Raw genomic sequence first — 13,331 nt, 5'->3', positions numbered from 1 at the left:
AATGAATGAACTGACCAACTTCGCCAATCCGGTCCAGAAGACCGAAACCTTCGACCAGATCCAGATCGGCCTTGCCTCGCCAGAGCGCATCCGGTCCTGGTCGTTCGGCGAGATCAAGAAGCCCGAAACCATCAACTATCGCACGTTCAAGCCTGAGCGTGACGGCCTGTTCTGCGCACGCATCTTCGGTCCGATCAAGGATTATGAATGCCTGTGCGGTAAGTATAAGCGCATGAAATACAAGGGCATCGTCTGCGAAAAGTGCGGCGTGGAAGTGACCGTTTCGAAGGTCCGCCGCGAGCGCATGGGCCATATCGAACTGGCCGCGCCCGTTGCCCATATCTGGTTCCTCAAATCCCTGCCCTCGCGCATCGGCCTGCTGCTGGACATGCAGCTCAAGCAGCTTGAGCGCGTGCTGTATTTCGAATCCTACATCGTCACCGAGCCGGGCCTGACCCCGCTGGAGAAGTTCCAGCTTCTGAACGAAGACGAACTGCTCGACGCGCAGGACGAATATGGCGAGGACGCTTTTTCCGCCGGGATCGGCGCGGAAGCGGTCAAGCAGATGCTGATGGATCTTGACCTTGAGGGCGAGAAGCAGGCGCTGCTGGACGAACTGGCCGTCACCAAGTCGGAACTGAAGCCCAAGAAGATCATCAAGCGGCTTAAGGTCGTCGAGAGCTTCCTGGAATCGGGCAACCGTCCCGAGTGGATGATCCTGGACGTCGTGCCGGTAATTCCGCCAGAATTGCGCCCGCTGGTGCCGCTGGACGGCGGTCGTTTCGCGACATCGGATCTGAACGATCTGTATCGCCGCGTGATCAACCGTAACAACCGCCTGAAGCGCCTGATGGAACTGCGTGCGCCGGACATCATCGTCCGCAACGAAAAGCGCATGTTGCAGGAAGCCGTCGACGCCCTGTTCGACAATGGCCGCCGTGGCCGCGTCATCACCGGCGCCAACAAGCGTCCGCTGAAGTCGCTGTCCGATATGCTCAAGGGCAAGCAGGGCCGCTTCCGCCAGAACCTGCTCGGCAAGCGCGTCGATTATTCGGGTCGTTCGGTCATCGTGATCGGTCCTGAGCTGAAGCTGCATCAATGCGGCCTGCCCAAGAAGATGGCGCTCGAACTGTTCAAGCCGTTCATCTACGCCCGCCTCGACGCCAAGGGTCTGTCCATGACCCTGAAGCAGGCGAAGAAGTGGGTCGAGAAGGAGCGCAAGGAAGTCTGGGACATCCTGGACGAGGTGATCCGCGAGCATCCCGTGATGCTGAACCGCGCACCGACGCTTCACCGTCTGGGCATCCAGGCGTTCGAGCCTGTGCTGATCGAGGGCAAGGCGATCCAGCTTCACCCGCTGGTCTGCTCGGCCTTCAACGCCGACTTCGATGGCGATCAGATGGCCGTCCACGTTCCGCTTTCGCTGGAAGCCCAGCTCGAAGCACGCGTCCTGATGATGTCGACCAACAACATCCTGTCGCCCGCCAACGGCAAGCCGATCATCGTTCCTTCACAGGACATGGTGCTGGGCATCTATTATCTGTCGATGGAACGCGAAGGCGAGCCGGGCGAAGGTATGTTGCTGTCCGACATGCAGGAGGTCCATCAGGCCCTCTTCGCCAAGGCGGTCACGCTGCACAGCAAGATCATCAGCCGCGTTCCGCAGACGAACGAAGCTGGCGAGCAGTATATGAAGCGTTATGAGACCACGCCGGGTCGCATGTTGCTGGGCGAATGCCTGCCGCAATCGCACCGCGTTCCCTTCGACGTCGTCAACCGCCTTCTGACCAAGAAGGAAATCGGTGACGTCATCGATCAGGTCTATCGTCACACCGGCCAGAAGGATACCGTGCTGTTCGCCGACGCCATCATGGCGCTGGGCTTCAAGCACGCCTTCCAGGCCGGCATCTCGTTCGGCAAGGACGACATGGTGATCCCCGACTCAAAGGTCGGCACGGTTGACGAGACCAAGGCGCTGGTTGCTGACTATGAGCAGCAATATCAGGATGGTCTCATCACCCAGCAGGAAAAGTACAACAAGGTGATCGACGCCTGGAGCCGTTGCGGCGACCAGGTCGCGAACGCCATGATGGACGAGATCAAGGCCCAGCCCAAGGACCCCAAGACCGGCCGTCTGGCCCCGATCAACTCCATCTACATGATGGCGCATTCGGGTGCTCGTGGTTCGCAGGCGCAGATGAAGCAGCTTGCGGGGATGCGCGGCCTGATGGCCAAGCCTTCGGGCGAGATCATCGAAACGCCGATCATCTCGAACTTCAAGGAAGGCCTGACCGTCCTTGAGTATTTCAACTCCACTCACGGCGCCCGTAAGGGTCTTGCCGACACCGCGCTCAAGACGGCAAACTCGGGTTACCTGACCCGCCGTCTGGTCGACGTCAGCCAGGATTGCACGATTGTCGAGGAAGATTGCGGCACCGACCGCGCGCTGGAGATGAAGGCAATCGTCCAGGGCGGTTCGGTCATCGCGTCGCTTGGCGAGCGTATCCTGGGCCGCACCACGGCTGAGGATATCATCGACACCAAGGACAGCAGTGTCGTCATTCCGATCGGCACCCTGCTGGACGAAGCCATGATCGCGCAGATCGAGGCTGTCGGCACACAGGCCGTCAAGATCCGCAGCCCGCTGATCTGCGAAAGCAAGATGGGCGTCTGCGGCAAATGCTACGGCCGTGATCTGGCCCGTGGTACGCCGGTCAATATCGGCGAAGCCGTCGGCGTCATCGCGGCGCAGTCGATCGGTGAACCGGGTACGCAGCTTACCATGCGTACATTCCACATCGGCGGCGCGGCGCAGCTCAACGAAACGTCGAACCTGGAGGCCGTCGCCGACGGCACCCTGGAACTGCGCGACATGCCGACGATCACCGACAGCCGTGGCCGTCGCCTCAGCCTCGCCCGCAACGGCGAACTGGCGATCATCGACAATGAAGGGCGCGAGCGCGCCGTTCATCGCCTGCCTTATGGTGCGACGATCCTGTTCGAGAACAATGCCAAGGTGAAGCTGGGCGATCGGATCGCCGAGTGGGATCCGTTCACCATGCCGGTGATCACAGAACGCGGCGGCGTCGTGAAATATGTCGACCTGATCGACGGCAAGACATTGACCGAACAGACCGACGAAGCCACGGGCATCGCCCAGCGCGTCGTTACCGAGCATCGCGGCGCTGCCCGCACCAAGGAGGATCTGCGTCCGCGCCTGACCCTGATGGACGATGGTTCGGGTGAAGCCGCCCGCTATATGCTGGCGGTCGGCGCGACCCTGTCGGTCGAAGACGGTCAGACCGTGCAGGCCGGTGACGTGCTGGCACGCGTCTCTCGCGAAGCCGCCAAGACCCGCGACATTACCGGCGGTCTGCCGCGCGTGGCCGAGCTGTTCGAGGCGCGCAAGCCCAAGGACAACGCGATCATCGCCAAGATCTCGGGCCGCGTTCAATTCCTCAAGGACTATAAGGCGAAGCGCAAGATCGCCATCGCTCCTGAGGATGGCAGCGAGCCGGTCGAGTATCTGATCCCCAAAAGCAAGGTGATCGACGTTCAGGAAGGCGACTTCGTGAAGCGCGGCGACAACCTGATCGGTGGCAGCCCGGACCCGCATGATATTCTCGAAGTGCTCGGCATCGAGCCGCTCGCAGAATATCTGGTCGCGGAAATCCAGGAAGTCTATCGACTCCAGGGCGTGAAGATCAACGACAAGCACATCGAAACGATCGTTCGTCAGATGCTGCAGAAGGTCGAGATCATCGAGTCCGGCGAAACCACCCTGTTGGTGGGCGAGCAGGTCGATCGCGAAGAGATGGACGAGATCAACGCCAAGCTGGCTCCGGGCGAACAGCCTGCCCAGGGCAAGCCGGTTCTGCTCGGCATCACCAAGGCGTCGCTGCAAACCCGCAGCTTCATCTCGGCGGCGTCCTTCCAGGAAACCACCCGCGTCCTCACGGAAGCGGCGGTCCAGGGCAAGAAGGACACGCTGGTTGGTCTGAAGGAAAATGTCATCGTCGGCCGCCTGATCCCGGCAGGTACGGGCGCTGGCATGAACCGCCTGCGGGTTGCGGCCTCCAGCCGTGACGCCGCCATGCGGGCTGCTCTGCGCGCCGCCAGCCAGGTGGACCTGATCGCACCGAAGACAGCGGCGGCGGAACATGCCGCTGAACTGGCCCAGGGACCGGAAGCCGCCATCGGCGACGACCCGCTGGGTGCGGTGCAGGGTGAGGACTTCACGACCAGCGATATGGAATAGGCCATGACGATCAGGTGGGATACCCTGCCCCGCCTGATCCATGGCTGACAGAAAAGGCCCGCCGGATCTGTGCGATCCGGCGGGCCTTTTCTTTTGTTTTTGCATTCTGCGAGCCACCGGCTGTTCCAGTCGACTTCAGAATGCTCTGGCGACAGTGCGACCCGTCGGACAGATACCGATCCTACAACCGGGTCAGGAACGTCTGGACAAAGTCCCGCCCCTCGTCGGTTATTGAAACGATTCTCAACTTCATCTCGCGCCGCTGATCCCTTCGGTGAACCAGCCCGGCATCATGCAGCAGCCGCAAGTAGCGCTGCCCCGTTGTCGGAGAGCAGGCAGCAGCGTTGCAGGCTCCTGCCACCGTCACCTCTTGCCCCTCCAGCGACGAAGCAAATAATTCGAGCAACATATCCCAGGCCGGATCGGAAAACAGATCCTTGGCCAGCAAGGTACGCTCCCGCCGAGCCACGATATACCGTCGGACCTGCGTCGCCGTCAGCGCGCCCTTTGCAATATCACTACCGAGCGGTTGGGCGGGTCCGGGCGAGAAGCTTAACATGGTTCACGGCTCGCCGATCCAGCAGAATGCCAACCACGATCGCGACCTGCATCGGGATCGACCAGAAGGCGACAACAGCCTGATAGATGTTGCGGGGCAAATCGGGATTGAGATGCGATACGATCTGTGTGGCCATGGCCGCGCCATGCAGTCCTGCCAACCACATCGGCCAATAATGGTTCGACCGCATCGCCAGCGCGATCAACCCTGCGAACAGGGCGGCGTCGACCAAAGCCACGGCCCAGCGATCCTGCGTGACGCCTGTAATCATTAGTGTCATCAGGGCCGCCGACACCAGCATGGCTACCGCTACACGCCCATCGCGCCCGCCGGCCAGGACAGAGTAGCTGCAACTGACGAGCATCAGCACTGCGAACGAGGCAAAAAGAAGAGGCATCGGATCTGTTCATCTCTCCCTGCATGATCGATTCAGACCTTGGCATCCGCAGGAAGACGCTGATCTGGGGATTGTATTGCCGTAATGGCGGGCTTCTCGTCATTCAACATCCAGCATCCATAGTCATAAACTTCGAGGTTGCTGTTGCCCTTGAGTGACACGAGAACGCGCTGTGCATTGATCATTTCGCCACGGCCCTCGATGACCTTGCTGATCGAATCGCCCATCGCGCGGAGCGCGCGTTGCGATGCCGAAGGCGCCAGACCGGACCCCTCACAGGTTTCAAGGAATGTGGAGATGAGGCGAGCAGCATTCTGCACGCTGTTGTCCAGGCTTTCGAAAGCAGCGCGCAAATCGTCGGCCACGACCTGTCCGGCTGCGGGATTGAATTTAGGCATAGCATCTCCGTGGCGCAAAATGCGCGAATATATGGGTTCAATCGAAAATCAGGTGAGGAGCAGGATAACGCCCTGAACGGTCACGATAGTGGCTATCAGCAGCACGGCGGCCAGAAAGCTGATCCGCGCTATTACCAATAGCCGGTCGGCTACATTCAGGTCATTCTCTCGCCCTCCCATAGGTGGAAGGCTGAACAGGTGATGCAAGGTACCTATTGGCTTGGAGTCTGTGCCCTGCGTCTGATCGGCCTGATGCATTTCATCAGCCAACGGAAGCGCTGGCGCAATGGCTTCCGATTGCAGGTGCAATGGCTGCACCATCACTTTTTCATGCCCAAGCACGATCCGCGCGGCGTCTCGCCGCCCGCTCGCGCCGAGCTTCGCTATTGCCGCTGCGATATAATTATCGACCACGCCCGGCGTCACATCCAGAATCGGTGCGATCTCTTTTGAAGTCAGGCCTTGGGACACCAGTTCCAGACACCGCCTCTGCCGATCTGATAACTGACCTAGTGCCATGATTCTCGCTCCATTCTGGAGGAAGATAGGAAAACGGGATCGCTGTTGGCAATGCGCGATGATCCGCCCGCCCTTACCGATCGGATGTGAGCTACTCCCCTCATCGCGCGGCCCCCACGGCTTCCATGACCGCCGCTTCAGAAGGAAGTAGATTCAATAGCGGGTTTCGCTCGCACATCCCCGGTGCATGCCATCAGGATGTTTCGAAAGAATGAGCAAATCTGCCCATCATGGCAGTATCGCGAAGCCGTTGTTCAAGAATGTCAGAAGATTTTGGATGCCCGACAAGGATTCGAACCTTGATTGACGGAGTCAGAGTCCGTTGTCTTACCATTAGACGATCGGGCATCGGGCCACCCCTGCGGGTAACCGGAAGCGCGCAGATAGGCCCCGTCGAAAGATTGGTCAAGATGCTTTAGAAGCCCGCTCATCCGGTTTTTGATCGAAGATCCGCACTTCAGTCCATTTCCTATTGCAACTCAAGTGTTGAAACGACTCGCAGAAGGGTATAGCTGCCTCGGCAACCAATGCTTAGGCAGAGATATGGACGCCCCTTATTACAGCCTCGAAACGCTTAGTCCCCGTGTCTCACTGGGATATCTGATGAAGCGCGTCCACCGCCTGGCCCATGCCGAAGTGGAAGCCGCGTTCAATGACGGCGAATTTACTTTCACCCAATGGGTCGCTCTGGCGTTGCTCCACAGCGGCGTTGCCGACACGGCGAGCGGCGTAGCGCGCGACATCGGCCATGACACGGGCGCCATGACGCGCGTCATCGACCAGCTTGTTCAGCGCGGTCTGATCGAGCGGCATCCTGATCCGTCCGACCGGCGCGTGACAAAACTCGCGATAACGGCAGAAGGAAAGGCCGCGCTGACGGGACTGACGCCACGCGTGCTCAATATCTGGAATGTGTTGTTGGAGGATTTTCCAAGGGCCGATGTCGATCGCTTTCTCGCGATGCTTGGAACGATTGAGGAAAAGCTGATTGCCATGGAAAGCGCACGGGGAGCCGAAGACAATGCATAAGGTCTTTCCGATCGCGCTTGGCGCATCGTTGGCGCTGGCAGCCTGTGCCGCGCCCGATAATCGCGTGGCGGTCACAGCGCTCGCGCCCGAGGCGCTCGGCCTGACCGGCGCGCCCGCGCCGTTGGCGCCCGGCGACTGGTGGCGTGCGCTTGGCGATCCGCAGCTTGACAGGATCATGTCGGACGCCTTGTCGAGCAGCCCCCGTCTGGAGGCCGCGCTGGCCCGTGTCCGGGAAGCGCAAGCGTTGCTGTCCGCGCGTCAGGGCGAGGCCGGACCACAGGTGACGCTGGACGCCAATGAACAGCGCACCCGCCTGTCCGAACGCTATATCATTCCGCCGCCCTATGGTGGCTCGACCCAGTGGCAGGGGCAGGCGCAGGTCAACCTCGGCTGGAATCTCGACTTCTTTGGTCGTCAGGCGGACGCGATCACAGCAGCGCGGGATAGCACTCGCGCGACACAGTTGGACCATGAAGCGGCTCGGCTGGCGCTGACCGGCGCGGTGGCCCAGACCTATGTGGAACTGGTCCGCGCCGAACATCTTGTGACGCTGGGCGATGCCACCGTGGCGCAGCGCGAACGCTCGCTCGGCCTGGTCGACGCACGCATTCGCGCCAAGCTCGCCAGCCAGTTGGACGCCCGCGCGGCCCAGACGCTGCTGGCGCAGGCGCGGCAATCGGTGCTTCAGGCACAGGCGCGACGGACGCTGCTGGTTCATGCGCTGGCCGAACTGGCGGGGCATGGGGCTGATTATTATGCTGGTATCGGCCCGACCCGCGTGGCGCTGGACAGCGCCCTGCCGATCCCCAAAACCCTGCCCGCCGATCTCCTGTCGCGTCGCCCCGACATTGCCGGGGCGCAGGCGCGGATAGAAGCGGCAGCGGCCGGTCGCTCGGTGGCGCGCAAGGCCTTTTATCCCAATATCAACCTGACCGCGCTGGTAGGGGTTCAGGCACTTGGTCTGGGCAATCTCTTTTCTACCGCTGCCGCTACTTATGGCCCAGGCGCGGCGATCCACCTGCCGATCTTCGATGGTGGCAAGCTGAAGGCCGACCATGCCGCTGCGACGGCTCAACTGGATGGCGCCATCGCGGCCTATAATGTCGCCGTGACGGGCGCAGTGCGGGAAGCCGCCGATGCGCTTGCCCGCATTGCTGCTGCCCGCGATGAACTGACACAGCAGCGTGCCGCGACACAGGGACTGGCCGATGTTACCCGGCTTAACCGCGTTCGCGTCGAGTCCGGCCTGCAATCGCGCCTCGACCTGATCGGTCCCGATCTCCAACTGCTGCAATCACAGCAGGCGCAAGTCAATCTTGAGGCAGACGCGGCATTGGCCGCAGTCCAACTGGTCGTCGCCACCGGCGGCGGCTTCGCGCCCGATATCATGCCCGCAGAAGGGAATAGCCAGTGAGCGATGTTGAACCCGCCCCTCAGATTCAGGACGAAGCAGGCGGCAAGCCCGGCGCCCGGCGCAAGGGCTTCCTGATTCTGGGACTGGTCGTGCTGGTCGCGGCGATCGGCTATGTCATCTATGCCTTCACCCGCCCCCCGGCGGAGGAAACCGATGATGCCTATGTCGCGGGCGACATGGTGACGATCACCGCGCGCGATCCCGGCACGGTGCTGGCGTTGCACGCCGACAATACCCAGACGGTGAAGGCTGGCCAGCCGCTGATCGACCTGGACCCAGCGACCGCCGATGTCGACCTTGCCGCCGCGGAAGCGCAACTGGCGCAGGCTGTTCGCGGTTTTCGCTCTGCCTATAGTCAGGTGGATCAGAGCGACGCAGCGATCGTCCGCGCCCAGATCGACCTCACCCGCGCACAAAGCGACCTTGCCCGCCGTCGGCAGGCCGCACAAGCAGGCGCCGTCTCGGGCGAGGAAGTCGCCCACGCCGCCGACACGGTGAAGGCCGCGCAGGCCGCGCTAACCCTCGCGCGCAGCCAATATACGCAGGCGAACACGCAGGTTCAGGGCACCAATGTATCGACCAACCCGGCCGTGCTGTCCGCCATCGCCAACTATCGCCGCGCAGCCATCCGCCGCAGCCATATGCATGTAATCGCCCCGGTCGATGGGGTCATTGCCCAGCGTAACGCCCAGATCGGCCAACAAATCGCCGCCGGAACCCCGCTGATGGTCATCGTCCCGCTACGTCGGGCCTGGGTGGATGCCAATTTCCGCGAAACCCAGCTCAATACCATCCGCATCGGCCAGAAGGCAGAGGTGGTGTCCGACACCTATGGCAGCAAGATCAAATATCATGGCACCGTGGTCGGCCTGTCGGCGGGCAGTGGCAACGCCTTCGCCCTGCTGCCGCCGCAAAATGCCAGCGGCAACTGGATCAAGATCGTCCAACGCGTGCCCGTGCGGATTGCGCTCGACCCCAAGGAGCTGGACAAATATCCATTGCGGCTGGGCCTGTCGGTGACGGCCACCGTCGATACGGCTGATCAGTCCGGCACCTTGCTGGGCAAGCCCGCAGCGCCAGTTTTCCCCGATCAGGTGAGCGACACCGGCAGCGCCGATGCAGAGGCCCGGATCGCGCAGATCATCGCCGCCAATCGCGGCCGGGGGCAATAAGCGCGTGAGCGGGCCCAATGGAAACGGGGCGGGTGGAGAAGGGGCGGCGTTCCCACCGCTGACCGGCGGCACGCTGGTGCTGACCGCCATTGCGCTCGCGCTCGGCACCTTCATGCAGGTGCTGGATACGACCATCGCCAACGTCTCGCTGCCCACAATCGCGGGCAATCTGGGCGAAAGTGCCGACACCGGCACATGGGTCGTCACCAGCTTTGCCGTAGCGAATGGTATTGCCGTACCGCTCACGGGCTGGCTGATGGGCCGCTTCGGAGTCGTGCGGACGTTCGTCGCCTCGGTCATCCTCTTTACGTTGGCATCGGTTCTGTGCGGCCTGGCTTGGAGCCTCCCCTCGCTCATCGTCTTCCGCATCTTTCAGGGGGCGGTGTCGGGACCGATGATCCCCGGCAGCCAGGCGCTGCTCATCTCCATCTTCCCTGAACAAAAGCGATCTACCGCGCTCGCCGTCTGGTCGATGACAACCCTTGTCGCCCCTGTCAGCGGACCGATTCTGGGCGGCATCATCTCCGACAATTATCACTGGAGCTGGATCTTCCTGATCAACGCGCCGGTCGGCCTGTTCTGCGCCACGGTGTGCTGGCGCGCGCTAAAGCATCGCGAAACGCCGACGCGCAAACTGCCGATCGATACGGTTGGCGTGGGGATGCTGATCGTCTGGGTCGGCGCGCTTCAGGTTGCGCTCGACCTTGGCAAAAATGCAGACTGGTTCAATTCGACCCAGATCGTGCTGCTTGCACTGGTCGCCGTCGTCGGCTTCATCGCCTGGCTCATCTGGGAACTGACGGATGCGCATCCGGCGGTGAATCTCTCACTCTTCCGGCGGCGTAACTTTTGGGCGGGCACGGTCGTCACCTGCCTTGGCTATGGCCTCTTCTTCTCCAACCTGCTGCTGCTGCCGCTGTGGCTCCAGACCCAGATGGGCTACACCGCAACCTGGGCGGGCTTTGTCGCCGCGCCGGCCGGCATAGCGGCGGTGCTCTTCACGCCATTCATGGCGCGCCTTTCGGGCAAGGTCGATGCCCGCTTGATCGCGACCTTCTCCTTTGCCTGTTTCGCGCTCTCTTATTATCTACGCTCCGAATTCACGACGCAGGCCAGCTATTGGGTGCTGGTAATCCCCCAGATCATCAATGGCTGTGGTATGAGCGGCTTTTTCCTCGCCATGCTGACGATCCAACTGGACGGCCTGAAGGCGCATGAAGTGCCGGCAGCAACGGGCCTCTCCAACTTCGCACGCATCACCTGCGGCAGCTTCGCCGCCTCCGTCATCACGACCGCCTGGGACCGGCGAGAGGCGCTGCACCAGAGCCGCCTGGCCGATCATATGACGCAGGACTCCTCCACCTACACCGGCGCCATCGAAGCACTGACTCATATGGGCGCCAGCGCGACGCAAGCGGCGGCGGCGCTCACCCGGCAGATGGTGCAACAATCCTATCTGTTGGCTATCGACGACCTGGCCTGGCTGTCCAGCGGCATCACGATCGTCCTGATCGGGCTGGTCTGGATCACCCGCCGCCCTGCCCCAATGAGCGGGCCGATCGCGGTGGATTGAGAGGGAGATGTCGTTTTCTGCAATCGACTATGGACGAATTGCATTTGCAGTAATCGCCGTGAGGGAGCAAATCGAACATGATGCTGCAATGCAGCAAATTTCACGATTTGAGGTTTCCCATGTTTTCCGTGATCGCGCTTTATTTTGCTCACCGGCGTAACACCATTGCCGCCGAGCGTTACATCGCCTCGCTCTCGTCCAGCGCAGTGTCCGCTCCTCTTTGCGCAAAACCTGCCGTTCAGGACGTGATGCTCGCCCGCGCGGCCTGATCACCCTTCGCTGAGGATCGTATCGACCTGCGCCTGCCACACGCGCAACGCCGCAGCATCCATCGCAATGCCCGGCTCACGCAGCGCGGTCAGGGCCGCGCGAGCATTGGCGCGATACATACGCCGTAGCAATTCTGCGTCAGGATCGCTCCAGTCCCAATCGGGTTGTACCTCGTCATACATGGCGCGCGCAGCGCGCTCGATCGCGGTCATTCGGATGGCCCCTGTCCAGTCTCGGAATAATGACGCCAGCCGATAGCGGCTGATGGTGGCGGGGTCGATCCCGTAGTCGAGAGGGACCGGAGCCTTTTCGCGACACCACCCCTCGACTTGGGGCGCGCGCTCCGCTTAAAGGTGGAGCATGATGAAACTGTTCATTGGCAACAAAGCCTATTCGAGCTGGTCGCTGCGCGGCTGGCTGGCGTGCAAATTGTCGGGCCTGCCATTCGAGGAAGCGGTCGTGCCGCTTTATGACGAAGCGTGGGAAAAGCGCCGCGAGGGCGACGAGTTCGCGCCATCGTCCGGCAAGGTGCCGATCCTGTGGGACGGCGATGTCGTCGTGTGGGACAGTTTGGCGATCATCGAATATCTGAACGAGAAATCGGGCGGGACTGCCTTCTGGCCGACCGATCCGGCCGCGCGTGGCATGGCCCGGTCGATGGCGGCGGAGATGCATTCAAGCTTCGCGGCGCTGCGGCGCGAGCACAGCATGAACATCCGGCAAATCTATCCCGCCGTTACGCCATCGGAGCCGGTGGCGCAGGATCTTGCCCGGATCATGCAATTATGGGCGCAGGCGCGTGCGCGCTTTGGCGGCGAGGGGGACTTTTTGTTCGGGGAGTTCGGCGCGGTGGACGTGATGTTCGCGCCGGTCGTCACTCGCCTCATCACCTATCAACTGCCCGTCGCCCGCTTTGCTGACGGCTATATGCGCGCGGTCATCGCCCATCCCTGGATGCAGGAATGGATCGGCGGCGCGCAGGCCGAAGAGTGGGTAATCGACAAGTTCGAAGTCCCACCACAAACGGCCTGATGCAGGCATGACCGACGAGACACCGCCTTCCCCCGAAACCGCGCGCAAGGCAGAGGCCCGCGCGGCAGAGGCAGCCGCGATCCGGCGGCGCTGGATCACATTGGGCGAGATATTGGCGGTGCTGGCGGTCCTGATTTCCGCGGGTACATTGTGGCTGAACTGGTCCGAGCGCAGTGACGATGCGGCAACCAGGGCGGCGGAAAGTCGCAAGGCGTCCAGCCGTGCGGCGCAGTTGGTGCTGAATGCGGCCAGCGATGGCGATGAACGCCTGACATTGAAGCCGGCCTCCGCCGATCAGGTGGTGCAGAGCCTGACGATCCGCTTCCCCAACGCGCTGAAAATCGATTCGGTCGAAACGACGGGCAATCCCCGGATCGAGGTGCAATGGTTCGACAACGGATTGAAGCGCGCACGCGGAAACGCTGGCCTTCCCGACAACAGCCGGGGCGACGAGCGGCTACCCATAGTGATCGAAACGCGATTCCTGGTCGATGGAGAAACGCATGATGACATCGCGCTCTATGACATCGGCTACACTATCGTTGGGCGGCTGCTGACGGGGCACCGGGTAACGTTGCGCGGGCTGTCACTGGTGAAGCGAGCTACAAACGACAACGCCCAGGCGCAACTGGATGCGCGCTGGGCGAAGCTGGTTCCTGCGAAGGAACAATAGGAGCCGGACGAACCGGCCCCGGATTTTTGGTTTGCCG

Annotated in this window: 13 protein-coding genes and 1 tRNA gene; 8 read left to right on the top strand and 6 right to left on the bottom strand. The window is 61.9% G+C overall.

Annotated features, from left to right (window positions below; genetic code table 11):
- Position 1 precedes the first annotated feature (1 nt).
- Entirely contained in the window at positions 2-4,258 is a 4,257-nt protein-coding gene (gene rpoC / locus WFR25_RS08290) for a DNA-directed RNA polymerase subunit beta' (protein WP_336970075.1), read from the top strand.
- 181 nt (positions 4,259-4,439) lie between these two features.
- Here the strand turns inward: rpoC and WFR25_RS08285 are convergent, their stop codons facing one another.
- The 5 genes from WFR25_RS08285 to WFR25_RS08265 all read right to left on the bottom strand — a co-directional run bounded on the left by WFR25_RS08285 (position 4,440) and on the right by WFR25_RS08265 (position 6,479).
- Positions 4,440-4,706, bottom strand: coding sequence for a hypothetical protein (locus tag WFR25_RS08285; RefSeq protein WP_336970073.1), 267 nt, complete (start codon positions 4,704-4,706; stop codon positions 4,440-4,442).
- Between the two features lie 70 nt (positions 4,707-4,776).
- A complete protein-coding gene (locus WFR25_RS08280) occupies positions 4,777-5,214 on the bottom strand; it encodes a hypothetical protein (protein ID WP_336970071.1) in 438 nt (145 codons plus the stop codon).
- Positions 5,215-5,246: 32 nt separating this feature from the next.
- The gene (locus tag WFR25_RS08275) at positions 5,247-5,612 is read right to left on the bottom strand and encodes a hypothetical protein (RefSeq protein ID WP_336970070.1); all 366 of its coding nucleotides are present in this window, start codon (positions 5,610-5,612) and stop codon (positions 5,247-5,249) included.
- Between the two features lie 48 nt (positions 5,613-5,660).
- On the bottom strand, positions 5,661-6,131 hold the full coding sequence (locus tag WFR25_RS08270; protein ID WP_336970068.1) for a helix-turn-helix domain-containing protein: 471 nt from the start codon (positions 6,129-6,131) through the stop codon (positions 5,661-5,663).
- A gap of 274 nt (positions 6,132-6,405) precedes the next feature.
- Positions 6,406-6,479, bottom strand: a tRNA-Gln gene (locus WFR25_RS08265).
- Between the two features lie 255 nt (positions 6,480-6,734).
- Between WFR25_RS08265 and WFR25_RS08260 the strand changes: the two genes are divergently transcribed.
- The 5 genes from WFR25_RS08260 to WFR25_RS08240 all read left to right on the top strand — a co-directional run bounded on the left by WFR25_RS08260 (position 6,735) and on the right by WFR25_RS08240 (position 11,588).
- Positions 6,735-7,160, top strand: coding sequence for a MarR family winged helix-turn-helix transcriptional regulator (locus tag WFR25_RS08260; RefSeq protein WP_336970065.1), 426 nt, complete (start codon positions 6,735-6,737; stop codon positions 7,158-7,160).
- The gene (locus WFR25_RS08255; protein WP_336970064.1) at positions 7,153-8,574 is read left to right on the top strand and encodes an efflux transporter outer membrane subunit; all 1,422 of its coding nucleotides are present in this window, start codon (positions 7,153-7,155) and stop codon (positions 8,572-8,574) included. Before WFR25_RS08260 ends, WFR25_RS08255 begins: the two co-directional genes overlap by 8 nt.
- Complete coding sequence (locus tag WFR25_RS08250; protein ID WP_336970062.1) at positions 8,571-9,746, top strand: HlyD family efflux transporter periplasmic adaptor subunit; 1,176 nt, start codon at positions 8,571-8,573, stop codon at positions 9,744-9,746. The genes WFR25_RS08255 and WFR25_RS08250 overlap by 4 nt, the downstream gene beginning before the upstream one ends.
- Before the next feature lie 4 nt (positions 9,747-9,750).
- Positions 9,751-11,319, top strand: a complete 1,569-nt coding sequence (locus tag WFR25_RS08245; protein ID WP_336970060.1) for a DHA2 family efflux MFS transporter permease subunit — start codon at positions 9,751-9,753, stop codon at positions 11,317-11,319.
- A gap of 77 nt (positions 11,320-11,396) precedes the next feature.
- Positions 11,397-11,588 (top strand): hypothetical protein, encoded by a 192-nt coding sequence (locus tag WFR25_RS08240; protein ID WP_336970059.1) that lies wholly within the window; start codon positions 11,397-11,399, stop codon positions 11,586-11,588.
- Here the strand turns inward: WFR25_RS08240 and WFR25_RS08235 are convergent, their stop codons facing one another.
- Positions 11,589-11,801: a hypothetical protein gene (locus WFR25_RS08235; RefSeq protein WP_336970057.1), complete on the bottom strand. Its 213-nt coding sequence runs from the start codon at positions 11,799-11,801 to the stop codon at positions 11,589-11,591.
- Positions 11,802-11,949: 148 nt separating this feature from the next.
- On the opposite strand from WFR25_RS08235, the gene WFR25_RS08230 reads away from it, so the two are divergent.
- Together WFR25_RS08230 and WFR25_RS08225 are read left to right on the top strand one after the other, a co-directional pair.
- Complete coding sequence (locus WFR25_RS08230) at positions 11,950-12,621, top strand: glutathione S-transferase family protein (protein WP_336970055.1); 672 nt, start codon at positions 11,950-11,952, stop codon at positions 12,619-12,621.
- A gap of 7 nt (positions 12,622-12,628) precedes the next feature.
- Positions 12,629-13,294: a hypothetical protein gene (locus WFR25_RS08225; RefSeq protein ID WP_336970053.1), complete on the top strand. Its 666-nt coding sequence runs from the start codon at positions 12,629-12,631 to the stop codon at positions 13,292-13,294.
- The last annotated feature ends 37 nt before the right edge of the window (positions 13,295-13,331 follow it).

It is taken from the genome of Sphingobium aromaticiconvertens (assembly GCF_037154075.1).
Classification (GTDB): Bacteria; Pseudomonadota; Alphaproteobacteria; order Sphingomonadales; family Sphingomonadaceae; genus Sphingobium; species Sphingobium aromaticiconvertens.
The sequence above is the reverse complement of the archived record's forward strand: the minus strand, read 5'-3'. Positions and strand labels throughout refer to the sequence as shown.

What these genes read in the sequence shown, in the direction of transcription:
- rpoC (WP_336970075.1), top strand. Translation starts at nt 2, where the DNA reads ATGAATGAACTGACCAACTTCGCCAATCCGGTCCAGAAGACCGAAACC.
- WFR25_RS08280 (WP_336970071.1), bottom strand. Translation starts at nt 5,214, where the DNA reads ATGCCTCTTCTTTTTGCCTCGTTCGCAGTGCTGATGCTCGTCAGTTGC.
- WFR25_RS08275 (WP_336970070.1), bottom strand. Translation starts at nt 5,612, where the DNA reads ATGCCTAAATTCAATCCCGCAGCCGGACAGGTCGTGGCCGACGATTTG.
- WFR25_RS08270 (WP_336970068.1), bottom strand. Translation starts at nt 6,131, where the DNA reads ATGGCACTAGGTCAGTTATCAGATCGGCAGAGGCGGTGTCTGGAACTG.
- WFR25_RS08260 (WP_336970065.1), top strand. Translation starts at nt 6,735, where the DNA reads ATGAAGCGCGTCCACCGCCTGGCCCATGCCGAAGTGGAAGCCGCGTTC.
- WFR25_RS08255 (WP_336970064.1), top strand. Translation starts at nt 7,153, where the DNA reads ATGCATAAGGTCTTTCCGATCGCGCTTGGCGCATCGTTGGCGCTGGCA.
- WFR25_RS08240 (WP_336970059.1), top strand. Translation starts at nt 11,397, where the DNA reads ATGATGCTGCAATGCAGCAAATTTCACGATTTGAGGTTTCCCATGTTT.
- WFR25_RS08235 (WP_336970057.1), bottom strand. Translation starts at nt 11,801, where the DNA reads ATGACCGCGATCGAGCGCGCTGCGCGCGCCATGTATGACGAGGTACAA.
- WFR25_RS08230 (WP_336970055.1), top strand. Translation starts at nt 11,950, where the DNA reads ATGATGAAACTGTTCATTGGCAACAAAGCCTATTCGAGCTGGTCGCTG.
- WFR25_RS08225 (WP_336970053.1), top strand. Translation starts at nt 12,629, where the DNA reads ATGACCGACGAGACACCGCCTTCCCCCGAAACCGCGCGCAAGGCAGAG.